This window comes from Streptomyces sp. NPDC032161 (assembly GCF_040636995.1).
Lineage (GTDB): Bacteria > Actinomycetota > Actinomycetes > Streptomycetales > Streptomycetaceae > Streptomyces.
The window spans coordinates 44,966-66,950 of the sequence record NZ_JBEZVN010000019.1; the positions used below are offsets into that span (position 1 = coordinate 44,966).

18 protein-coding genes and 1 tRNA gene are annotated in these 21,985 nt (G+C 69.6%); 11 read left to right on the plus strand and 8 right to left on the minus strand.

Annotated features, from left to right (window positions below; translation table 11 throughout):
- Positions 1 to 165: 165 nt before the first annotated feature.
- The 6 genes from rsmG to rpmH all read right to left on the minus strand — a co-directional run bounded on the left by rsmG (position 166) and on the right by rpmH (position 3,674).
- Entirely contained in the window at positions 166 to 882 is a 717-nt protein-coding gene (gene rsmG, locus AB0E67_RS25625; RefSeq protein WP_362030877.1) for a 16S rRNA (guanine(527)-N(7))-methyltransferase RsmG, read from the minus strand.
- A gap of 109 nt (positions 883 to 991) precedes the next feature.
- Positions 992 to 1,501, minus strand: coding sequence for a R3H domain-containing nucleic acid-binding protein (locus tag AB0E67_RS25630; protein ID WP_362030879.1), 510 nt, complete (start codon positions 1,499 to 1,501; stop codon positions 992 to 994).
- 14 nt (positions 1,502 to 1,515) lie between these two features.
- Positions 1,516 to 2,787: a membrane protein insertase YidC gene (yidC, locus tag AB0E67_RS25635; RefSeq protein ID WP_362030881.1), complete on the minus strand. Its 1,272-nt coding sequence runs from the start codon at positions 2,785 to 2,787 to the stop codon at positions 1,516 to 1,518.
- A 3-nt stretch (positions 2,788 to 2,790) separates the two neighbouring features.
- Entirely contained in the window at positions 2,791 to 3,150 is a 360-nt protein-coding gene (gene yidD / locus AB0E67_RS25640) for a membrane protein insertion efficiency factor YidD (protein WP_073790757.1), read from the minus strand.
- Positions 3,147 to 3,518 (minus strand): ribonuclease P protein component, encoded by a 372-nt coding sequence (rnpA, locus tag AB0E67_RS25645; protein WP_073790755.1) that lies wholly within the window; start codon positions 3,516 to 3,518, stop codon positions 3,147 to 3,149. The genes yidD and rnpA overlap by 4 nt, the downstream gene beginning before the upstream one ends.
- An 18-nt stretch (positions 3,519 to 3,536) precedes the next feature.
- Complete coding sequence (rpmH, locus tag AB0E67_RS25650) at positions 3,537 to 3,674, minus strand: 50S ribosomal protein L34 (protein ID WP_073790753.1); 138 nt, start codon at positions 3,672 to 3,674, stop codon at positions 3,537 to 3,539.
- A 381-nt stretch (positions 3,675 to 4,055) separates the two neighbouring features.
- On the opposite strand from rpmH, the gene dnaA reads away from it, so the two are divergent.
- The 9 genes from dnaA to AB0E67_RS25695 all read left to right on the plus strand — a co-directional run bounded on the left by dnaA (position 4,056) and on the right by AB0E67_RS25695 (position 17,188).
- Positions 4,056 to 5,849 (plus strand): chromosomal replication initiator protein DnaA, encoded by a 1,794-nt coding sequence (gene dnaA / locus AB0E67_RS25655; protein ID WP_362030884.1) that lies wholly within the window; start codon positions 4,056 to 4,058, stop codon positions 5,847 to 5,849.
- A 1,150-nt stretch (positions 5,850 to 6,999) separates the two neighbouring features.
- On the plus strand, positions 7,000 to 8,130 hold the full coding sequence (gene dnaN, locus AB0E67_RS25660; protein WP_362030960.1) for a DNA polymerase III subunit beta: 1,131 nt from the start codon (positions 7,000 to 7,002) through the stop codon (positions 8,128 to 8,130).
- A 158-nt stretch (positions 8,131 to 8,288) separates the two neighbouring features.
- On the plus strand, positions 8,289 to 9,167 hold the full coding sequence (gene gnd / locus AB0E67_RS25665; protein ID WP_362030886.1) for a phosphogluconate dehydrogenase (NAD(+)-dependent, decarboxylating): 879 nt from the start codon (positions 8,289 to 8,291) through the stop codon (positions 9,165 to 9,167).
- Between the two features lie 90 nt (positions 9,168 to 9,257).
- Entirely contained in the window at positions 9,258 to 10,388 is a 1,131-nt protein-coding gene (recF, locus tag AB0E67_RS25670; RefSeq protein ID WP_362030888.1) for a DNA replication/repair protein RecF, read from the plus strand.
- 47 nt (positions 10,389 to 10,435) lie between these two features.
- Positions 10,436 to 10,969, plus strand: coding sequence for a DciA family protein (locus AB0E67_RS25675; RefSeq protein ID WP_362030962.1), 534 nt, complete (start codon positions 10,436 to 10,438; stop codon positions 10,967 to 10,969).
- 521 nt (positions 10,970 to 11,490) lie between these two features.
- Positions 11,491 to 13,632, plus strand: a complete 2,142-nt coding sequence (gene gyrB, locus AB0E67_RS25680; protein WP_362030890.1) for a DNA topoisomerase (ATP-hydrolyzing) subunit B — start codon at positions 11,491 to 11,493, stop codon at positions 13,630 to 13,632.
- 46 nt (positions 13,633 to 13,678) lie between these two features.
- Positions 13,679 to 16,339 (plus strand): DNA gyrase subunit A, encoded by a 2,661-nt coding sequence (gene gyrA, locus AB0E67_RS25685; RefSeq protein WP_362030892.1) that lies wholly within the window; start codon positions 13,679 to 13,681, stop codon positions 16,337 to 16,339.
- Between the two features lie 93 nt (positions 16,340 to 16,432).
- Positions 16,433 to 17,044, plus strand: a complete 612-nt coding sequence (locus AB0E67_RS25690) for a DUF3566 domain-containing protein (protein ID WP_362030893.1) — start codon at positions 16,433 to 16,435, stop codon at positions 17,042 to 17,044.
- Positions 17,045 to 17,114: 70 nt separating this feature from the next.
- Positions 17,115 to 17,188, plus strand: a tRNA-Ile gene (locus tag AB0E67_RS25695).
- Between the two features lie 362 nt (positions 17,189 to 17,550).
- Here AB0E67_RS25695 and AB0E67_RS25700 read toward each other — a convergent pair.
- The gene (locus AB0E67_RS25700; protein WP_360105772.1) at positions 17,551 to 17,922 is read right to left on the minus strand and encodes a DUF6344 domain-containing protein; all 372 of its coding nucleotides are present in this window, start codon (positions 17,920 to 17,922) and stop codon (positions 17,551 to 17,553) included.
- A 381-nt stretch (positions 17,923 to 18,303) separates the two neighbouring features.
- On the opposite strand from AB0E67_RS25700, the gene AB0E67_RS25705 reads away from it, so the two are divergent.
- Together AB0E67_RS25705 and AB0E67_RS25710 are read left to right on the plus strand one after the other, a co-directional pair.
- A complete protein-coding gene (locus tag AB0E67_RS25705) occupies positions 18,304 to 18,438 on the plus strand; it encodes a DLW-39 family protein (RefSeq protein ID WP_003958712.1) in 135 nt (44 codons plus the stop codon).
- A 370-nt stretch (positions 18,439 to 18,808) separates the two neighbouring features.
- Positions 18,809 to 20,200 carry a hypothetical protein gene (locus AB0E67_RS25710; RefSeq protein ID WP_362030895.1) on the plus strand — a complete coding sequence of 464 codons (1,392 nt, stop codon included), beginning with the start codon at positions 18,809 to 18,811 and terminating at the stop codon, positions 20,198 to 20,200.
- Positions 20,201 to 20,398: 198 nt separating this feature from the next.
- Here the strand turns inward: AB0E67_RS25710 and AB0E67_RS25715 are convergent, their stop codons facing one another.
- Positions 20,399 to 21,838, minus strand: a complete 1,440-nt coding sequence (locus AB0E67_RS25715) for a protein kinase (protein WP_362030897.1) — start codon at positions 21,836 to 21,838, stop codon at positions 20,399 to 20,401.
- Positions 21,839 to 21,985 lie beyond the last annotated feature (147 nt).

A 21,985-nucleotide genomic window follows, 5' to 3' on the forward strand; every position in this document is an offset into this window, starting at 1 on the left:
ATCCCCTGCAGCAGAGAGCGACGTTTCACGTGAAACACGATGCCCCTGCAGCGTAGCTACAGGGGCACGACACTCCGCATCACGTGCGTACGGCGACGTGCCGGGCCGCCCCTCCAAGCTGCCCGACTCTGAGCAACCGGCGCTTCCGCGGCACGTCCGAGGGTGTCAGCGACGACGCCTCGCGCGGCTCGTCCTCGCGGCCTTGGCCCTCTTCGCGGCGAACCTCACACCGCCCGGACTCTCCCCGACCACCACCCGCACAACCGTGGACATGGGATCGACGATGCCCTCACCGACGTGCAGCACCTCGGTCTCCACCACACCCAGCTTGCTCAGCGCGGCACGCGCTCCACTGAGCTCCTCCTCGGCGGTGTCGCCCTTGAGGGCCAGCATCTCTCCGTACGGGCGCAGGAGCGGAACGCCCCAGCCGGCCAGTCGATCGAGCGGCGCCACGGCGCGAGCCGTCACCACGTGGACCGGCTGGACCTTTCCCAGAACCTCCTCGGCCCGGCCGCGCACCACCGTCACATGATCCAGTCCCAGCAGTTCGACGACTTCCTGGAGGAAGTTGGTGCGTCGCAGCAGAGGCTCCAGCAGAGTGATCTTCAGGTCGGGGCGCACCAGTGCCAGCGGAATCCCCGGAAGGCCCGCACCAGAGCCCACATCGCAGACCGTGACGCCTTCGGGCACGACCTCGGAGAGCACCGCGCAGTTCAGCAGATGCCGCTCCCACAGCCGAGGAACCTCGCGCGGACCGATCAGTCCCCGCGTCACCCCGGCGTCCGCCAGCAGTTCCGCGTACCGGACAGCCTCCGGGAAGAAGTCACCGAATACCGCCCGCGCGCCCTCGGGCGCTTGGGGAAGCTCTACTTCCGCCGTCACGGAAACCGTCCTTCCATACCACTCGACCGCGCTGCGGCCGGCTGACTATCAGGCTGACAAAGATCGGCCCCGTCTGCGAACAGACGGGGCCGACAGAACAAGGGTCCGGTCAGGCCGGGAGAACGACGACGAAGCGCTGCGGCTCCTCGCCCTCGGACTCGCTGCGCAGACCGGCTGCCGCGACCGCGTCGTGCACGACCTTGCGCTCGAACGGCGTCATCGGGTCCAGCTTCACCGGCTGACCGGTGCTCTTGACCTCGTCCGCGGCCTTGGCGCCCAGTTCGGCGAGCTGGGCGCGCTTCTTGGCCCGGAAGCCGGCGATGTCCAGCATCAGACGGCTTCGGTCACCGGTTTCCCGGTGCACGGCGAGTCGCGTCAGCTCCTGGAGCGCCTCCAGCACCTCACCGTCGCGGCCCACGAGCTTCTGCAGATCACGTGCCGAGTCGCTGATGATCGAGACCGCGGCCCGGTCCGCCTCGACGTCCATGTCGATGTCGCCGTCGAGATCGGCGATGTCGAGCAGGCCCTCGAGGTAGTCCGCCGCGATCTCGCCCTCCTGCTCGAGGCGGGTCAAGGTGTCGCTGCCCTCAGCGGCCGTGGAGGTGGTGCCTTCCGTCACGGATGGACTCCTTCTTACTTCTTGGACGGGTGCTTGGGCCGCTGCGGACCCTTGCGCTGTCCGGACTTGGCTTGGCGTGAGGAGCCGGATGCGGCCTCGCCCGCCGGCTTGGACGTGTCGTCCTGCGAGGTGTCCGACTTCTGCTGGGAAGCCTTGGCCCGCGCGGGAGTGCTTCCGGCGGCCCTGGCTCCCGCCGAGTGGGCCGTACCGGCACCGGTCTGACGCTGGGCCTTGGTCTGGCGCTTGGGCTGCTGGCGCCGCTGCGCGGCTCCGCCCTCGGCCTCGGCGACAGCCGTGTCGCTCTTGATCACCGTGCCGTCCTCCTGGGCGGCGTAGCCCTGCTTCGCCAGGCCGGTGATGAACTTCCGCTCGATGTCATTGCGGTCAGGACCCTTGGCCACAATGCGCTTGATCATGTTCCGCCTGGTCCTGCCGCGGACCTGTCCATGGGTGCTGATGCTCTTCAGCAGCCGTCCGAGGTACTGGTCCTGCGCCTTGCTGCCCGGGGTCGGGTTCTGGTTGATCACGTACATCTGCTGACCCATGGTCCAGACGTTGGTGGTCAGCCAGTACACGAGGACACCGACGGGGAAGTTGACGCCCATGACGGCGAAGATCACCGGGAAGATGTACATCAGCATCTTCTGCTGGTGCATGAACGGCGTCTTGACCGTCAGGTCGACGTTCTTCGTCATCAGCTGGCGCTGGGTGAAGAACTGGGACGCCGACATCATCACGATCATGACCGCGGTGACGACCCGGACGTCGGTGAGAGAGGCGCCGAGAGCCTGGGCCTTCTCCTCGGTGTCCATGAACTTGACGGCGAGCGGAGCCCCGAAGATGTGCGCCTGACGTGCGCTGTCGAGCAGCGGCTGGTCGATGACCCCGATGGTCTTGCCCGAGGCGATGGACGAGAGCACGTGGTACAGGGCGAAGAAGAACGGCGACTGCGCGAGGATGGGAAGGCACGAGGAGAGCGGGTTGGTGCCCGTCTCCTTGTACAGCTTCATCATCTCTTCGGACTGACGCTGCTTGTCGTTCTTGTAGCGATCCTGGATCGCCTTCATCTTCGGCTGGAGCACCTGCATGTTCCGGGTCGACTTGATCTGCTTCACGAAGAGCGGGATCAGGCAGATCCGGATCAGTACCACCAGGGACACGATGGACAGGCCCCAGGCCCAGCCGGTGTTGTCGCCGAAGATCGCTCCGTACAACTTGTGGAACTGAACGATGACCCATGAGACGGGCCAGGTGATAAAGCTGAACAGACTGGCAATCGTGTCCACTAATCAGGCTCCTTGAGCATTGGGCGAAGTCTCTGCGGCCGGGCTCGAAGGTTCGGAAACCGACCCTCCGGGAGGCACATCAGCGGCGGAGTCCCCGCCCTTGCCACCGCGCATGGCGTTGCGCAGCAGTTCGTGCCAACGCGGACGTTTGCGCGGTGGAACATGGTCCACGCCACCGGGTGACCACGGATTGCACCGCAGGATGCGCCAAGCCGTCAGCGCGGTTCCCTTGATCGCTCCGTGCCGGTCGATCGCCGTATATCCATAGTGGGAACACGACGGGTAGTAACGGCAGACAGGCCCGAGAAGCGGGCTGATCGTCCACTGATAGAGCTTGATGAGAGCCAGCAGCGGGTACTTCATCGCGCGCCCCTTCCCAGCAGCCGCTGGAGTGCGGCGTCCAGGTCTCGGGCCAGTTGTTCGTGCTCGGCGTCGCCCGCTCCGGGCAGCGCTCGTACGACAACCAGGCTACCGGGGGGCAGCAGGGCCAGCCGTTCGCGGACCAGATGGCGAAGCCTGCGCTTCACTGCCGTGCGCACGACCGCCCCGCCCACGGCTTTGCTGACAACGAAACCCGCACGTGGCGGGGGAGCATCCTCCCCAGTCACGTGCGGGTCCGTGGCACCGCTGCGTAGATGAACGACGAGGAGCGGGCGGCCAGCCCGGCGTCCTCGGCGTACTGCGGTCGCGAAGTCCTCGCGCCGCCTCAGCCGATTCTCGGTAGGCAGCACGTCATGACCTGTAAGCGATCAGGCGGACAGGTTGGCGCGACCCTTGGCACGGCGGGACGCGAGAATCGCGCGGCCGGCACGGGTGCGCATCCGCAGCCGGAAGCCGTGGGTCTTCGCGCGACGACGGTTGTTCGGCTGGAAGGTGCGCTTGCTCACTCGGGGGCTCCAGAAATGACTCGGGTTTTGGCGGGACGTCGTCTGGCTGTCACCGTGCGCCCACGAGAGACTCGCGTAAACGCTCAAGTGCACCGCTTCACGATCACAGATCGTGATCTTTGCCCATCGGAGGCAGGCGGCAGCAGCCATCGACAACTCGACCTGGTCACGGTACGCGCGGCTACGCCATCCGGTCAAACCAGCTCCGCGAGACCCCCCACTGTGCACAGGCTGTGGACAACAACTTGAACGACCCGGGTCGCCCTGACTACCGTGGCTGAACTCCGGTTCTTTTTCTTCCTGCCTGCCGGTCCTCACCCATACCGACCCACCCCGTCCCGAGAACCACACATTCGTGGGACCAGCGAGAGAGCGTGCTTTGTGGCTGACGTACCTGCCGATCTTGCCGCAGTGTGGCCACGCGTGCTGGAGCAGCTCCTCGGGGAGGGCCAGCAGGGCATCGAGCCGAAGGACAAGCAGTGGATCGAGCGCTGCCAGCCGCTCGCGCTGGTCGCCGACACCGCGCTGCTCGCCGTCCCCAACGAGTGGGGCAAGCGCGTTCTGGAGGGCCGGCTGGCGCCACTGATCAGCGAGACGCTGAGCCGCGAGTGCGGCCGCCCGATCCGTATCGCGATCACCGTCGACGACTCCGCGGGGGAACCCGCGAGCCCGCCCGCGCCTCCGATGCACCAGCCGCCGCAGCCGCCGCGCTATCCGGGGCCCCCGCACGACGATCGTCAGCACGGTGACGCGTACGACGGGTACGGCCACCGGCCCTCGGACGACGGCATGCCGACCGCCCGGCCCGCCTATCCCGACTACCAGCAGCAGCGCCGCGACCCCGGTGCGTGGCCGCGCACCCAGGAGGACCTCTCCTGGCAGCAGCCCCGGCTCGGTGCCTTCCAGGAGCGCGACACCGCCGCGGACCATTGGCGCGAGCCGTACCCCGGCGGGCACCAGCAGCACGACTACCGGCCCCAGCCGCCCGAGCGCCAGGGTTACGAGCAGCAGCGGCCCGAGCGCCACGAGCTGCCCGATGCCCAGGCCCCGCACCGACCCGCCACCCCCGGTACCGGACGGCCCGGCGGCGCGGCCGGGCCGATGGGAACCCAGCCCGCCGCCGCACCCGGCCCCGGGGAACCGGCGGCGCGGCTGAATCCGAAGTACCTCTTCGACACCTTCGTGATCGGCGCGTCCAACCGGTTCGCGCACGCCGCGGCGGTCGCGGTCGCCGAGGCCCCCGCCAAGGCATACAACCCGCTCTTCATCTACGGGGAGTCCGGGCTCGGGAAGACGCACCTGCTGCACGCCATCGGGCACTACGCCCGCAGCCTCTACCCGGGCACCCGGGTGCGGTACGTGAGCTCCGAGGAGTTCACCAACGAGTTCATCAACTCGATCCGCGACGGCAAGGGCGACACCTTCCGCAAGCGGTACCGCGACGTGGACATCCTGCTGGTCGACGACATCCAGTTCCTGGCGAGCAAGGAGTCGACGCAGGAGGAGTTCTTCCACACCTTCAACACGCTCCACAACGCCAACAAGCAGATCGTGCTGTCCTCGGACCGGCCGCCCAAGCAGCTGGTGACCCTGGAGGACCGGTTGCGCAACCGCTTCGAGTGGGGGCTGACCACCGATGTGCAGCCGCCGGAGCTGGAGACGCGGATCGCCATCCTCCGCAAGAAGGCGGTCCAGGAGCAGCTCAACGCCCCGCCAGAGGTCCTCGAGTTCATCGCTTCCCGCATCTCCCGGAACATCAGGGAGCTGGAGGGCGCACTGATCCGGGTCACGGCGTTCGCCAGCCTCAACCGCCAGCCGGTGGACCTGGGGCTGACCGAGCACGTGCTGAAGGACCTGATCCCGGGCGGCGAGGACACGGCACCGGAGATCACGGCGACGGCCATCATGGCCTCGACCGCGGACTACTTCGGGCTGACGGTGGACGATCTCTGCGGAACCTCGCGCAGCCGTGTGCTGGTGACGGCCCGCCAGATCGCCATGTACCTGTGCCGTGAGCTGACCGATCTCTCGTTGCCCAAGATCGGGGCGCAGTTCGGTGGCCGCGACCACACGACGGTGATGCACGCGGACCGGAAGATCCGCGCGCTGATGGCGGAGCGACGGTCCATCTACAACCAGGTCACCGAGCTCACGAACCGCATCAAGAACGGCTGACCGGCCGGGCCACGCCACTGGGCCCGCTGCCCTTGCCGCCGCCCGGCCGGGCACCACCGGGGCCCTTGGTTGCCGGGGCCCGGCTGCCGGGCCCTGCCGCCTGGAACACGCCGTACGTACCCGCAGGGGCACCTGCGGTGGAGCCCTCGCCGGGGTCCGCCGCGGGCGCCCCTGTACGTCGGCGCTTCTGCGCGGGCGCGATGCGCTCACGGCCTCCGCACGCGCGCCGAGCCTCTCCACCGCCCCGCCGACGCCCGAATGCCCGTCCCGAGGCCCGTCCGAGGCCCGTCCGAGGCATCCCCGGCCCCCTGCGAAGCCTGTTCAAGGCAGGTTCGAGGTCCTTCCGGACCCCCTCCCCCGGCCCCGACGCGTTCGCAGTGTTCGAATACCTGCCGCCTCGGGCCTCTTCTCCACAGATCTGGGGAGATTTTCCCCTCCACAGCCTGGGGATCCAGAAGTTGTCCATACTGCTTCCACAGCAGTCGCTGCCGATGCTCCATCAGCCCAGGTCACAGGCCTGGGGATTTGTGGCAAACAGTGATCCACGGCCTGTGGAAAAAATCTTTGCCCACAGGACGCTGCTGCTGTTGTCCACTGACACCCCACAGCTACGAACCCGTTGTCCCCAGCCAACCCGGGCTTCTCCACACCCCTGTCCACTGTTCGGCAACGCGACACCGCTTCTCACTACGCCGAGTGAAAGGCGTCACACCAAGAGGGGCGGTTGGGCTGTGGGGAACGCGGGTAAAACTGGGGACGGCTCTGGGGAGAAACCCCCCTGCCCTGTGTATCCGTTGTGCAGAACTTTCGCGTGTCCACAGAAGTGCCGGGTTCTCCACCGCGGCGCCCACAGGGGCAGTGGACAAAAAATCGGCCCTGACCTGCGGCAACGACGTTATCCACGGTTTCCACAAGCCCTACTACTACTCCCACATAGAGTTAGCTCGGAATCCGTTTCGAAGCAGGGGCTGTGCACAACTCGGGGCCGACGCTCGCCGGACGCCTCGCCGCGACTTGACCCCGAGCAGCACCGAGTGTCGGTGCCGTACGTCAGACTGGTCTCCGGCGTCATCCCGTCGTCATGGACGGGGGGCCCGATCAGATGTCGAAGGCCGGCAGGGCGAGCGAGCAACAGCAGGAGGCGGTTCCGGTGAAGATCCGGGTGGAGCGCGATGTACTCGCGGAGGCGGTGGCCTGGGTGGCCCGCAGCCTCCCGGCCCGTCCGCCGGCGCCCGTTCTCGCGGGCCTTCTGCTGAAGGCGGAGGACGGCGCCCTCAGCTTCTCCAGCTTCGACTACGAGGTCTCGGCCCGGGTCTCGGTGGACGCCGAGGTGGAGGAGGACGGCACGGTCCTGGTCTCCGGCCGCCTGCTCGCCGACATCTGCCGCGCCCTTCCCAACCGCCCGGTGGAGATCTCCACAGACGGTGTACGGGCGACCGTGGTCTGCGGCTCCTCGCGGTTCACACTCCACACCCTTCCTGTGGAGGAGTACCCGGCACTTCCGGAGATGCCGACGGCGACCGGGACCGTTCCCGGTGAGGTCTTCGCCTCGGCCGTCGCCCAGGTGGCCATCGCCGCGGGCCGTGACGACACGCTGCCGGTCCTGACCGGTGTGCGCATCGAGATCGAGGGCGAGACGGTCACCCTGGCCTCCACCGACCGGTACCGCTTCGCGGTCCGTGAGTTCCTGTGGAAGCCGGAGAACCCGGACGCCTCGGCCGTCGCGCTGGTGCCCGCCAAGACGCTGCTGGACACCGCCAAGGCGCTGACCAGTGGTGACACGGTGACGCTGGCGCTGTCGGGCTCGGGCGCCGGTGAGGGTCTGATCGGTTTCGAGGGCGCGGGCCGGCGCACCACCACGCGGCTGCTCGAAGGCGACCTGCCGAAGTACCGCACGCTGTTCCCGACCGAGTTCAACTCGGTCGCGGTGATCGAGACCGCCCCGTTCGTCGAGGCCGTCAAGCGCGTCGCCCTCGTCGCCGAGCGGAACACACCGGTGCGGCTCAGCTTCGAGCAGGGCGTGCTGGTCCTGGAGGCCGGTTCGAGCGATGACGCACAGGCTGTGGAGCGGGTGGACGCGGTGCTGGAGGGCGACGACATCTCGATCGCCTTCAACCCGACCTTCCTGCTGGACGGTCTGAGCGCGATCGACTCCCCCGTCGCGCAACTGTCCTTCACGACGTCGACCAAGCCCGCCCTGCTGAGCGGCCGTCCGGCCGTCGACGCCGAGGCCGACGAGGCGTACAAGTACCTGATCATGCCGGTGCGTCTCTCCGGCTGACCGGGCTCTGCGTGCCCCGCTCGCCTGACGGTCCCGTCGGGGGCCGGGGCACCGACCACGGCGTGCGTGCCCCCGCCGGGCACGCACGCCGGTCCGTCCCTTTGCGGGCGTAGGCTCGGTCCCGGGTACGAATCGGCACAACGCTTAAGGAATCTCTGATGGAGCTCGGTCTCGTCGGCCTCGGCAAGATGGGCGGCAACATGCGCGAGCGCATCCGCCGCGCAGGCCACACCGTCCTCGGCTACGACCGCAATCCGGACCTCTCGGACGTCGCCAGCCTGGAAGAGCTCGTGGGCAAGTTGAAGGGCCCGCGGGTCGTCTGGGTGATGGTGCCGGCCGGCGCCCCGACCCAGGCCACGATCGACGAGCTGGCCGGGCTCCTGTCCCCTGGCGACGTCGTCGTGGACGGCGGGAACTCCCGCTGGACGGACGACGAGAAGCACGCGGTCGAGCTGGGCATCAAGGGCATCGGCTTCGTGGACTGCGGGGTCTCCGGCGGCGTCTGGGGCCTGGAGAACGGCTACGCGCTGATGTACGGCGGCGACGCCGAGAACGTGGCGAAGGTCCAGCCGGTCTTCGACGCGCTCAAGCCCGCGGGAGACTTCGGTTCCGTCCACGCCGGCAAGGTCGGCGCGGGCCACTTCGCGAAGATGGTCCACAACGGCATCGAGTACGCCATGATGCAGGCGTACGCCGAGGGCTGGGAGCTGCTGGAGAAGGTCGACTCCGTCACCGACGTGCGCGAGGTCTTCCGTTCCTGGCAGGAGGGCACGGTCATCCGTTCCTGGCTGCTGGACCTGGCGGTGAACGCGCTGAACGAGGACGAGCACCTCGACGGGCTCCGCGGTTACGCCGCCGACTCCGGCGAGGGACGCTGGACGGTGGAGGCCGCGATCGACAACGCGGTCCCGCTGCCCGCGATCACGGCGTCGCTCTTCGCGCGGTTCGCCTCGCGACAGGAGGACTCCCCGCAGATGAAGATGATCGCCGCACTGCGCAACCAGTTCGGTGGCCACGCGGTCGAGACCAAGAAGTAGCCGCGACGGGGTACGGAAAGGGGGCCGCCCCGGCCCGTACCCCGGAGCACGAAGTACGGAGCAGTAAGCCGGGAAGGTCGGCGCACACCCATGCATGTCACGCATCTCTCGCTGGCCGACTTCCGCTCGTACGCCCGGGTCGAGGTACCCCTTGATCCGGGCGTCACCGCGTTCGTGGGGGCCAACGGTCAGGGCAAGACGAACCTGGTGGAGGCCGTCGGCTACCTGGCGACGCTCGGCAGCCACCGGGTCTCCTCGGACGCGCCGCTGGTGCGGATGGGCGCGGACCGGGCGGTGGTCCGGGCCGCCGTCACCCAGGGCGAGCGTTCCCAGCTGATCGAGCTGGAGCTCAACCCGGGCAAGGCCAACCGGGCCAGGATCAACCGATCCTCGCAGGTCAGGCCCAGGGATGTGCTGGGGATCGTGCGTACGGTGCTGTTCGCGCCGGAGGATCTGGCGCTGGTCAAGGGCGACCCCGGTGAGCGTCGGCGTTTCCTCGACGAGCTGATCACGGCGCGTTCGCCGAGGATGGCGGGGGTGCGTACCGACTACGAGCGGGTGCTCAAGCAGCGCAACACCCTGCTGAAGTCGGCGGCGATGGCGCGCCGGCACGGCGGCCGGTCGATGGACCTGTCCACCCTCGACGTGTGGGACCAGCATCTGGGCCGGGTGGGCGCGGAGCTGTTGGCGCGGCGGCTGGACCTCATCGCCACGCTGCAGCCGCTGGCCGACAAGGCGTACGGGGACGTGGCGCCGGGCGGTGGTCCGGTGACGCTGGAGTACCGGAGCTCGGTCGGTACGGACGTGGGGTCGGCGGGGACGCGCGAGGAGCTGTACGAGCGGTTGATCGCGGCCCTGGAGCAGGCCCGCAAGCAGGAGATCGAGCGGGGTGTGACGCTGGTCGGCCCGCACCGTGACGATCTGCTGCTGGGGCTGCGCGGGATGCCGGCCAAGGGGTACGCGAGTCATGGCGAGTCCTGGTCGTACGCGCTGGCGCTGCGGCTGGCCTCGTACGAGCTGCTGCGCGGCGAGGGCAACGAGCCGGTGCTGGTGCTGGACGACGTCTTCGCCGAGCTGGACGCCCGTCGGCGGGAGCGGCTGGCGGAGCTGGTCGCGCCGGGCGAGCAGGTGCTGGTGACGGCCGCGGTGGGCGACGACGTCCCCGGCGTGCTGTCGGGCGCGCGGTACGCGGTGTCCGCGGGTGAGGTGGGGCGGCTGTGACCGGCCGGGGCGAGGCCGCCGGGGCCTCCGGGACGCCCGGGGAGGGGCTGCGTCCGGCGGGGGCGGCGCTGCCGGAGCCGTCGGGCGTCGATCTGGCCCGGGTGGCGCTGCGCGCGGCGAAGGAACAGGCGCGGGCGCGTGGTGCCGCCGTGCAGCAGCGCAAGCAGGCCCGGCGGGGCGGAGGGCTGCGTTCCGGAGCGCGGGCCGACGGGCGTGATCCACTGCCGCTGGGCACCGCGATCAACCGTCTGATCACCGAGCGGGGCTGGGAGACGCCCGCCGCGGTGGGCGGGGTGATGGGGCGCTGGCCGCAGATCGTGGGCGAGGACCTGGCCAAACACTGCGTGCCGCTGCGGTACGACGAGGACCCGGACGAGCGGGTGCTGACGGTGCAGTGCGACTCGACGGCATGGGCGACGCAGCTGCGGCTGCTGGCGCCCCAGCTGGTGGCCCGGCTGAACGCGGACCTGGGGCAGGGCACGGTGCGGATGATCAAGGTGCTGGGGCCGGGGGGCCCGCAGCGCCGGTTCGGTCCGCTGCGGGCCCCGGGGAGCAGGGGCCCCGGCGACACCTACGGCTGACGTGTACGTCCACGCCTGACGTGCCCGGTCCGGGCCCAGGTCGTTCCGAGGGCTCCGGCCCGTTCCGAGGCGGCCCCCGGGCGGGGCGAGCGCCGGAGCGGGCCGTGGAGCCGCGGCATCCGGTTCGTGGCCGTGCCGGTTCCGGGCCGCGGACCTGCGGGTTTCCGGCCCGGGACGGTGAGGGGACCCGTTCTGCGGCCGCTCGGCGCGCCGACCGTCGCGCCCGTGTCGTACGGCTGTGCGGCGGTCGAAACCACGACGCGGAAGTGGGGTGTCCCTCACGGTAGCGGGTGGTTGACAGCCCGAAGCGCACAATGCCCGCGTGAGCCCCCTGGGGGCCCTTCCCGAATATGGGGAGTCGTCAGCCGCTCGTTGAGGGCGGCACATGCGTACTCAGGTACCGGCAAACCCCCATGAGTGTCAGCGCTACCGGTAGACTGGTGGACAATCCCGCATTTCGCGGGAGTCGTCGATTACAAGCCGAACGACGCAGCCGCTCCGGACTGTCCGGAGGATGGCCTGTGCTGTGCCAGAAAGGGCGCTTCGTGGCCGATTCCGGCAACCCCAACGAGAACATTCCGTCCGCATCCGGTGAGAACGGCGGGGGCGGCGCTCCCACCGGGGCCGCTGCCCTCGCCGAGGCCGTGGCCACCGTCGGGGCGCCCGCCTCCGGCGAGGCCGCGGCCTCGTACGACGCCAGTGCCATCACCGTCCTGGAGGGCCTGGACGCGGTCCGCAAGCGACCTGGCATGTACATCGGCTCGACCGGTGAGCGCGGCCTCCACCACCTCGTGTACGAGGTCGTCGACAACTCGGTCGACGAGGCCCTGGCCGGGCACGCGGACACCATCGACGTCACGATCCTCGCCGACGGCGGTGTCCGCGTGGTCGACAACGGCCGCGGCATCCCGGTCGGCATCGTGCCGTCGGAGAACAAGCCGGCGGTCGAGGTCGTGCTGACGGTCCTGCACGCGGGCGGCAAGTTCGGCGGCGGCGGCTACGCCGTCTCCGGCGGTCTGCACGGTGTCGGTGTCTCCGTGGTGAACGCGCTGTCGACGCGCCTGTCCGTGGACGTCAAGACGGACGGCTACCGCTGGAGCCAGGACTACAAGTTCGGCGCGCCCACGGCCGCGCTGGCCCGCAACGAGGCGACCGACGAGTCCGGTACGTCGGTCACCTTCTGGGCCGACGGGGGCATCTTCGAGACCACCGAGTACTCCTTCGAGACGCTGTCGCGTCGCTTCCAGGAGATGGCCTTCCTCAACAAGGGCCTGACGATCCGGCTCACCGACGAGCGCGAGTCGGCCAAGGCGACGGCGGGTGCGGACGTCGCCGAGGTGGCCGAGGTCGCCGAGGAGGAGCAGGCCCGTACGGTCACGTACCACTACGAGGGCGGCATCGTCGACTTCGTGAAGTACCTCAACTCCCGCAAGGGCGACGTCATTCACCAGTCGGTGATCGACATCGAGGCCGAGGACAAGGAGCGCATGCTCTCGGCCGAGATCGCGATGCAGTGGAACACGCAGTACACCGAGGGCGTGTACTCCTTCGCAAACACGATCCACACGCACGAGGGCGGTACGCACGAGGAGGGCTTCCGCGCGGCGCTGACCGCGCTGGTCAACAAGTACGCGCGCGACAAGAAGCTGCTCCGCGACAAGGACGACAACCTCACGGGCGACGACATCCGCGAGGGTCTGACGGCGATCATCTCGGTGAAGCTGGGCGAGCCCCAGTTCGAGGGCCAGACGAAGACCAAGCTGGGCAACACGGAGGCGAAGACCTTCGTCCAGAAGGCCGTCCACGAGCACCTCACCGACTGGTTCGACCGCAATCCGAACGAGGCCGCCGACATCGTCCGCAAGGGCATCGCGGCCGCCACCGCCCGGGTCGCCGCCCGCAAGGCGCGCGACCTGACCCGCCGCAAGGGGCTGCTGGAGAGCGCCTCCCTGCCGGGCAAGCTGAGCGACTGCCAGTCCAACGACCCGACGAAGTGCGAGATCTTCATCGTCGAGGGTGACTCCGCCGGTGGTTCGGCGAAGTCCGGCCGCAACCCGATGTACCAGGCGATCCTGCCGATCCGCGGCAAGATCCTGAACGTCGAGAAGGCCCGCGTCGACAAGATCCTGCAGAACACCGAGGTCCAGGCGCTGATCTCGGCCTTCGGCACCGGGGTCCACGAGGACTTCGACATCGAGAAGCTCCGCTATCACAAGATCATTCTGATGGCGGACGCCGACGTCGACGGCCAGCACATCAACACCTTGTTGCTGACGTTCCTCTTCCGGTTCATGCGTCCGCTGGTCGAGGCCGGACACGTGTTCCTCTCCCGTCCGCCGCTCTACAAGATCAAGTGGGGCCGGGACGACTTCGAGTACGCGTACTCGGACCGGGAGCGCGACGCTCTGGTGGAGCTGGGCAAGCAGAACGGGAAGCGGATCAAGGAGGACTCGATCCAGCGCTTCAAGGGTCTCGGCGAGATGAACGCCGAGGAACTGCGCGTCACCACGATGGACATCGACCACCGGGTCCTCGGCCAGGTCACGCTGGACGACGCGGCGCAGGCCGACGACCTCTTCTCGGTGCTCATGGGCGAGGACGTCGAGGCGCGGCGCTCGTTCATCCAGCGCAACGCCAAGGACGTCCGCTTCCTCGACATCTGAGTCGGCCGCATCAGCCAGCCGCCGCTCGAAAGGACTTTGACCAGCAATGGCCGACGAGAACACCCCTGTCACACCCGAAGAGGAGCCCGCCGTCGCCGGTGTGGGCATGCGTGTCGAGCCCGTGGGGCTCGAGACGGAGATGCAGCGCTCCTACCTCGACTACGCGATGTCCGTGATCGTCTCGCGTGCGCTGCCGGACGTGCGGGACGGTCTCAAGCCCGTCCACCGCCGGGTGCTGTACGCGATGTACGACGGCGGCTACCGGCCCGAGAAGGGCTTCTACAAGTGCGCCCGTGTCGTCGGTGACGTCATGGGTACGTACCACCCGCACGGCGACTCGTCGATCTACGACGCGCTGGTGCGCCTGGCGCAGCCGTGGTCGATGCGGATGCCGCTGGTGGATTCCAACGGCAACTTCGGTTCCCCGGGCAACGACCCGGCCGCCGCCATGCGGTACACCGAGTGCAAGATGATGCCGCTGTCCATGGAGATGGTCCGGGACATCGACGAGGAGACCGTCGACTTCCAGGACAACTACGACGGCCGCAACCAGGAGCCGACGGTCCTGCCGGCCCGTTTCCCGAACCTGCTGGTGAACGGCTCCGCGGGTATCGCGGTCGGCATGGCGACCAACATCCCGCCGCACAACCTGCGCGAGGTCGCGAACGGCGCGCAGTGGTACCTGGAGCACCCGGAGGCCTCGCAGGAGGAGCTCCTGGACGCCCTGATCGAGCGGATCAAGGGCCCGGACTTCCCGACCGGCGCGCTGGTGGTGGGACGCAAGGGCATCGAGGAGGCGTACCGCACCGGCCGCGGCTCGATCACGATGCGCGCGGTCGTCGAGGTCGAGGAGATCCAGAACCGCCAGTGCCTGGTGGTCACGGAACTCCCGTACCAGACCAACCCCGACAACCTGGCGCAGAAGATCGCCGACCTGGTGAAGGACGGCAAGATCGGCGGGATCGCGGACGTCCGCGACGAGACCTCCTCGCGCACCGGTCAGCGGCTCGTCGTCGTGCTGAAGCGGGACGCGGTCGCCAAGGTCGTGCTGAACAACCTGTACAAGCACACCGATCTGCAGACCAACTTCGGTGCCAACATGCTGGCGCTGGTCGACGGCGTGCCGCGCACGCTCTCGATCGACGCGTTCATCCGCCACTGGGTGACGCACCAGATCGAGGTCATCGTCCGGCGCACGCGGTTCCGGCTGCGCAAGGCGGAGGAGCGGGCGCACATCCTGCGCGGTCTGCTCAAGGCCCTGGACGCGATCGACGAGGTCATCGCGCTCATCCGCAGCAGTCAGACGGTCGAGGTGGCGCGCGACGGCCTGATGGGCCTGCTGGAGATCGACGAGATCCAGGCGAACGCGATCCTGGAGATGCAGCTGCGCCGGCTGGCCGCCCTGGAGCACCAGAAGATCACCGCCGAGCACGACGAACTCCAGGCGAAGATCAACGAGTACAACGCGATCCTGGTGTCGCCCGAGCGGCAGCGGAAGATCGTCAGCGAGGAACTGGCGGCGATCGTCGAGAAGTTCGGCGACGACCGGCGTTCCAAGCTGGTGCCCTTCGAGGGCGACATGTCCATCGAGGACCTGATCGCCGAGGAGGACATCGTCGTCACGATCACGCGTGGCGGCTATGTGAAGCGCACGAAGACGGACGACTACCGCTCGCAGAAGCGCGGTGGCAAGGGTGTGCGCGGCACGAAGCTCAAGGAAGACGACATCGTCGACCACTTCTTCGTGTCGACGACGCACCACTGGCTGCTGTTCTTCACCAACAAGGGCCGGGTGTACCGCGCGAAGGCGTACGAACTCCCGGACGCCGGGCGGGACGCGCGCGGTCAGCACGTCGCCAACCTGCTGGCCTTCCAGCCGGACGAGCGGATCGCCCAGATCCTGGCGATCCGCGACTACGAGGCCGCGCCGTACCTGATCCTGGCCACGAAGGGCGGTCTGGTGAAGAAGACCGCGCTGAAGGACTACGACTCCCCGCGTTCCGGTGGTGTCATCGCGATCAACCTCCGCGAGACGGGCGAGGGTGCCGAAGGCGCCGCCGACGAGCTGATCGGCGCGGAGCTCGTGTCGGCCGAGGACGATCTGCTGCTCATCAGCAAGAAGGCGCAGTCGATCCGGTTCACGGCGACGGACGAGGCGCTGCGCCCGATGGGCCGTGCCACCTCGGGCGTCAAGGGCATGAGCTTCCGCGAGGGCGATGAACTTCTCTCGATGAATGTTGTCCGTCCGGGCACGTTCGTGTTCACTGCCACCGACGGCGGTTACGCGAAGCGGACTGCCGTCGACGAGTACCGGGTTCAGGGTCGTGGCGGCCTCGGCATCAAGGCTGCGAAGATCGTGGAGGACCGTGGTTCGCTGGTCGGCGCGCTGGTGGTGGAGGAATCGGACGAGATCCTCGCCATCACGCTGGGCGGCGGCGTGATCCGTACCCGAGTCAATGAAGTCAGGGAGACGGGCCGTGACACCATGGGCGTCCAACTGATCAATCTGGGCAAGCGCGATGCCGTCGTCGGCATCGCACGCAACGCCGAAGCCGGCCAGGAGGCCGAAGAGGTCGAGGGGTCCGAGGAGGGCACCGGGGCCGCGACGGCGGAGTCTGCCGAGAGCACGGTTGAGAGCACGGCCGCGAACACGGCCGAGGGCAACGCCGAGGACACGTCGTCCCCGGCAGGGGAGCACGAGGAGTAGAGCGTGAGTGGAGCCACGGGCGCCGGTTCGGCCGCTTCCGGAGCTGGAGCGAACGGTGCCCGTGGCCCCGCCACGGACTCCCGAGGGGGCACTGTGACGGACACCCGGGGGCCTCAGCCCCAGTACGAGGGCTACGCGACCGGGCCGTTGCCCGGCGAGCGCGAGCCCGCACCGGGGCAGGCGAGCGGGCCGTACCACCCGCCGCAGGCGTACCCCTCGCCCGCGGGCGGGACCCTGGGCGGCGACCGGCCGAACGGCACGCAGGGCGGCGCGCAGGCCGGCGGCGCCGCGCAGGCGGCCCGGATGCCGCGGACGGGGGCGCGGACGACTCCGCGTACCCGCAAGGCCCGTCTGCGGGTGGCGAAGGCCGACCCGTGGTCGGTGATGAAGGTGAGCTTCCTGCTCTCGATCGCGCTCGGCATCTGCACGGTGGTGGCGGCTGCGGTGCTGTGGATGGTGATGGACGCGATGGGCGTCTTCTCCGCCGTGGGCGGCACGATCAGCGAGGCCACCGGCTCGAACGAGAACAACGGCTTCGACCTCCAGTCGTTCCTGTCGCTGCCGCGGGTCCTCCTCTTCACCTCGGTCATCGCGTTGATCGATGTGGTGCTGGCGACCGCGCTGGCCACGCTCGGCTCGTTCATCTACAACCTGTCGGCGGGCTTCGTGGGCGGTATCGAGCTCACGTTGGCCGAGGACGAGTAGCGCGCGGGGTATCGATTTTGGGACTGGCCCCGACGTGCGCTAATCTTCAGAAGTCAGCGCGCAGCGCGGAGGGGCTATAGCTCAGTTGGTTAGAGCGCATCCCTGATAAGGATGAGGCCACAGGTTCAAATCCTGTTAGCCCCACAGTGAAAGTCGAAGGCCCGGTTCCTCTTCGGAGGAGCCGGGCCTTCGGCGTGTGGTCGGGTCGGTGTGCGAGTGGCGGGACGTTCGTCGGCGCCGGACGGATCGACACCGTTCGGCGCGGGACGGACGGGGCGGATCGACGAGGGACGGATCGGAGCGGGAAGAACAGACGCGGGACGGATCGGCGCGGTGGTCTGCTCCGTCGGCCGGGTCGGCGCCGGGCGGTCGGCCGTGCTCGACGGGTGCGCGCCGGCGGTCGACGGGTGGGGCGGCAAGCCGGGGGCGGGGGCCGGAGCGCGTGAAGAAGCCCCCGCCCGGTGCGAACCGGTCTCGGGGGCTCGTGCGATCGGCCGGTGCCGCGCTCAGGGCGGCAGGAGGGACGCGTCCCCCGCCGGGGCCCGGAGGGTGGTGCGGGCGGGGCTCATGGTCGCCGCGGTGTACGCGGTGTCCGGGGACAGACGTCTCGCGGCGGGCGAGGAGCCGTGTGCCTCTGCCTGGATGCGCTGCTTCATCGTCGGTGGCAGCGACCTGTCCCGCGGAAGAGTCCATCGGACGGACGGGGCGGTCGCGGTTGCCGCGGTCGCACCGGCGTGCTCCTGGTTCGTGGCGGTCGGCTCCGCGGCGCTCTGCTGCGTGGCCGCCGCGGGGGTGTTCATGAGTCCCAGGGCGGCGAGGAGCGCGAAGAAGGCGGTGACGAAGGCGGTCCAGATGCTCTTGGGCGTGAAGGTGCTCATGGCCCCTCGCTTTCGGGCTGTCCGTTTTGCTTACCTTTCCGATGATGTGGATGTGGGTTGTGATTTCGTGGACCGACGCTGCGGATCCGTCGATCTTCAGATGAACACCACTCGTCTGGTGCAACCGGCCTCGACGGGCTTCTGCGAGGCGTTCGGTGCGGCCCCGCCTCCCGGGCCGCACCGGCCTCTGGTGTGCGCCGAGGGGCGGCCTCCGGGGCTTCGCCGGTGCGATTCGCCGGGCGGTCACCGGCGCCGGGGGCCCGAGTGATCGCTTTGCCTGCGGCGCCAGTTGGGTCGCGGGCAGGTCACCGATCGATATCGGCCGGTGTGTATAGTCGGGCGGCAGAAGTCCCCTACGTCAAGGAAAGACGAGGTCGCGCGGTGAAGAAGCTTCTCCTGGTCGCACTGGCCGCCATCGGCGGGCTCCTCGTGTACCGCCAGATCCAGGCGGATCGCGCCGAGCAGGATCTGTGGACGGAGGCGACTGACTCCGTGCCCGCAGGTTCGGGTGTGTGAGACAGACAGTCCGATTGCGGGCCCCGGTCGCTGAGCGGCCGGGGCTTCGTGCTGTTGCGGCGCCGGAACATCCGTGCCTCCGGGGGTCCCACGCGAATCGACGGCGTGAAAGCCGGGGGAGTGCGGGCGGCCGGGGTGCGGATGACAGGGGCGCGTATGGCGACGACGCGGTCGGCGAGCGTACGGACGGCGACAACGCGGACAAGACGGGCAATCGGATCGGCGTCGGAGACAGCGGCGGCGCGGGCGGGGCAGGATGGACCGGGATCGCGGCCGCTGCCGGGGCGGGCGCCGTGGCGGTGATCGCGTGGCCCGTGTCCGTACGCCCCGGCGTCGCGGGCGGGCCGCACGGACGACGAGGGGAAAGCGCGTGATGAGGCAGCGCAGCAGGGGCCGGGTGGCGCTGGCCGCGGTCGCGGCGATGTGCGCGGCGGCGGCGCTGCCGGCGCAGGCGTACGCGGCCGGTGAGGACACCGCGTACGCCTTCGATCCCGGGGCGAAGAGGATCAGCGGCGCGGAGGTCAGCATCGAGGCGTCGCCGCTCGCGGCCGGTTCGGTCTACCGGAGCTCGATCAAGGGCGGCGAGAAGCTCTACTACCGCCTCGACCTCGACGCGAGGACGAACGCGTACGTCTCCGTCGTGGCCGTGCCCAAGGGCGGCGGCCAGGTCGCCTACGGGGACGGCTTCACGGTCAGCGTCCGCGACAGCACGGACCGGCAGTGCAGCTACGAGACCGCCCGGTTCGGGTCGGCGGAGTTCCCGCGCCCGATCGCCGCGTACGCCCATCGCACCGTCGGCAAGGACGGCAGCGCCTGCCAGGAGGCCGGGACGTACAGCGTCCTGATCGAGCGGGAGAGCAAGGACACCTCGTCACCCGATGCCTGGGACCTGGAGCTGCGCTACGCGTCGGAGCCGCAGGTGAGGACGGGCGGTTCGATGCCGACCGAGGCGCCGGAGAACTGGCCGTCGGAGACGCCCGCGCCGCCCACCGCCACTCCGCAGAAGCGCTCCGGCGGTACCAGCTACTACGACGCGACCGGCTTGGAGACCGGCGAGTGGCACGACGACGTCGCGCCGGGACAGACCCGCTTCTACCGGGTTCCGGTCGACTGGGGGCAGCAGCTCTTCGCCACCGTCGACCTGGGCAACAACAACGCCTCCACCGAGTTCGTCGGCAGCGCGCTCACGCTGTCCCTGGACAATCCGGCCCACGGACACGTCGACGACGCGTCGCCGCTGTCGTACTCCGGGAAGTCCACGTCGGTGTCGCTGGACCCGCTGCCCCCGGTGGCGTACGAGAACCGCTATTCGTCCACCGGCAGCGTCGGCGCCATGCGGTTCGCCGGGTGGTACTACCTGTCGGTCACGCTCAGCCCCAAGGTGGCGGAGGCGTACGGCGACAAGGCGATTCCGCTCAGCCTCAAGGTCATGGTGAAGGGGAACCCGGACAAGTCGCCGTACGCGGGGGACGCCGGGATCTTCTCGGTCACCGGCAGCGACAAGGACATGGCGAGGAGCGGGAAGAAGGCCTCCGAGGCGGCCCGGAGCAGCACCATGAGGATGATCGGTGTGGCCGGGATCGGCGCGGGTGTCGTGCTGGTGCTCGGACTGGGGGTGTGGACGCTGCTGGCCCGGCGTCGTGCCGCCACGGCCCCGGCCTCCGCCGGACCGGTGCCGGGCGGAGCCGTGCCCGGGGCGCCGGGCGGACCGACGGGCGACGGCCGGTCGCCGTACGGAGGGCCGCCGCCGCAGGGCTGGTAGTCGCCGTGCGCGGCGACGCCGGGCAACCGCCGCGCACGGGAAGGGCTCGATATGTACGGGACGGTTGCCGGTGTACGTACGGGACGGGCCCCGGTGTACGGGACGGGCTCCTGGGCAGGGGCCGGGTCCCGGCGTACCGGACGGTTGTCGGTGTACGGGGGACGGGCCGCGCGTACGGGAGGCTCCGGGGCCTCGTGCTCAGATCTGGGTCAGCGCCCAGATGCCCACGGCGAAACAGAGCAGCGCCACCACCAGGATCGGGACGGCCACCTTCGGGGGCGGCCCCGGACGCCTCGTCGGCGACGGGGCAGCGGTGTGGGCGGGCGGTGCCCCCGTCGGCCCCGGCCCGGCGAACGGTGGCTGTCCGGCGGTGTACGCGCGAGTGAGGGCCGGGTCGCTGCGCACCCCGGTCGTGGGGAGCTGCGAGACATCCGGTGCCGGTGCCGGGTAGGGGGCGGCAGCTGAATGCGGCGGGTGCGGTGCGGGAGGTGTGGCCGCGGGTTCCGGGGCCGGCGCCGGCTGCCGGGGAGGCGGCGGGAGATGGAAGCTGCCCGTCTCCGACATCGATACGGGCGCCTGGGCCTGCGCCTGGGGCGCCGCCGCGGACGGCTGTCCCTGGTCGGTCGCCCATGCCTGGCCGGTCGGTCGTCCCTGCGCGGTGGGGGTCGGCGCGGTCCCGGATTCCGACGGCACGGTCCCGGGGACCGAGGCAGCCGACGGCGCGGGCGGATCGTCCTGGACGTCCGTCCGGGGTTCCGCGACCGGTCCTTCGGGGCCGAACCCGGCGGGCAGCGGCCCGATCTGGTCGAAGACCTCCACCGGCTCGTCGTCGGGGCCGGGCTCCGGCAGCATCTCGACCGCCGCCGACAGCGCCTTGCGCGCCCCCGTCGCCGTACGGAACCGGGCCTGGGGATCGGGCTGCAGCAGCCCGGCGAGGACCTGCCACAGAGGTTCGGGAATGCCTTCCGGGGCGCCGGGGGTGCCGTACGCGGCGAAGTGCTCGACGATGGCCCGCGCGTCCGGCTTCTTCCCCTGGAGCAGATACAGCGCGACCAGGCCGACGGCGAACAGGTCCGCGGGGAAGTCGGGTTCCGCACCCATCATCTGCTCGGGTGCGAAGTAACCGGGCGTTCCCACCACGTAGTTGGTCTCGGTGAGGCGCGGCTCGCCCTTGCGCATGGAGATACCGAAGTCGGACAGCCGCAGATGCGGCCGGCCGGTGCCGGTGGCCTCCAGAAGGACGTTGGCGGGCTTGATGTCCCGGTGCACCACGCCCTCCGCGTGCACCGTGGAGAGACCGGACAGCAACTGGTCGAGCAGCACGCACACGAAGCGCGGCGGCAACGGCCCGTAGTCACCGATCAGATGGGCGAGCGAACCCCCGCTCACCAGGTCCATGGTGAAGAGCACCTTGTCGTCGTCCGCGGCCCAGCTGGCCGGGGCGAGCACGTGCGGGTGCTCGATCCGCAGCGCCTGCTCGCGGACGAACCGCAGCAGTGTGTGGGCGTCGCTCTGCTGGAGGACCTTGGCCGCCACGTAGCGGCGGCGACGGTGGTCCCAGGCACGCCAGACGGCTCCGACTCCACCCCGTCCGATCGGATCGATCAGTTCGTACCGACCGGCGAAGACCTCACCCATTGCGCTGCGTCCGCTCCCCGTCCCTGACTCCCGGCCGGGCTCACGCCCGGCTCATGCCCCGCTCACGCCCGATCTCCGCACTTCTGCGTTCCGTGCGCCTTCGTGTTCCGTGTGTCTTCGCGTTCTGTGCGCTTTTGCGTCCCGTGA

Bases quoted from the DNA above. Each gene is read 5' to 3' on its own strand.
- AB0E67_RS25715 (WP_362030897.1), bottom strand. From the start codon at position 21,838: ATGGGTGAGGTCTTCGCCGGTCGGTACGAACTGATCGATCCGATCGGA.
- gyrA (WP_362030892.1), top strand. From the start codon at position 13,679: ATGGCCGACGAGAACACCCCTGTCACACCCGAAGAGGAGCCCGCCGTC.
- AB0E67_RS25700 (WP_360105772.1), bottom strand. From the start codon at position 17,922: ATGAGCACCTTCACGCCCAAGAGCATCTGGACCGCCTTCGTCACCGCC.
- yidD (WP_073790757.1), bottom strand. From the start codon at position 3,150: ATGAAGTACCCGCTGCTGGCTCTCATCAAGCTCTATCAGTGGACGATC.
- recF (WP_362030888.1), top strand. From the start codon at position 9,258: ATGCATGTCACGCATCTCTCGCTGGCCGACTTCCGCTCGTACGCCCGG.
- gnd (WP_362030886.1), top strand. From the start codon at position 8,289: ATGGAGCTCGGTCTCGTCGGCCTCGGCAAGATGGGCGGCAACATGCGC.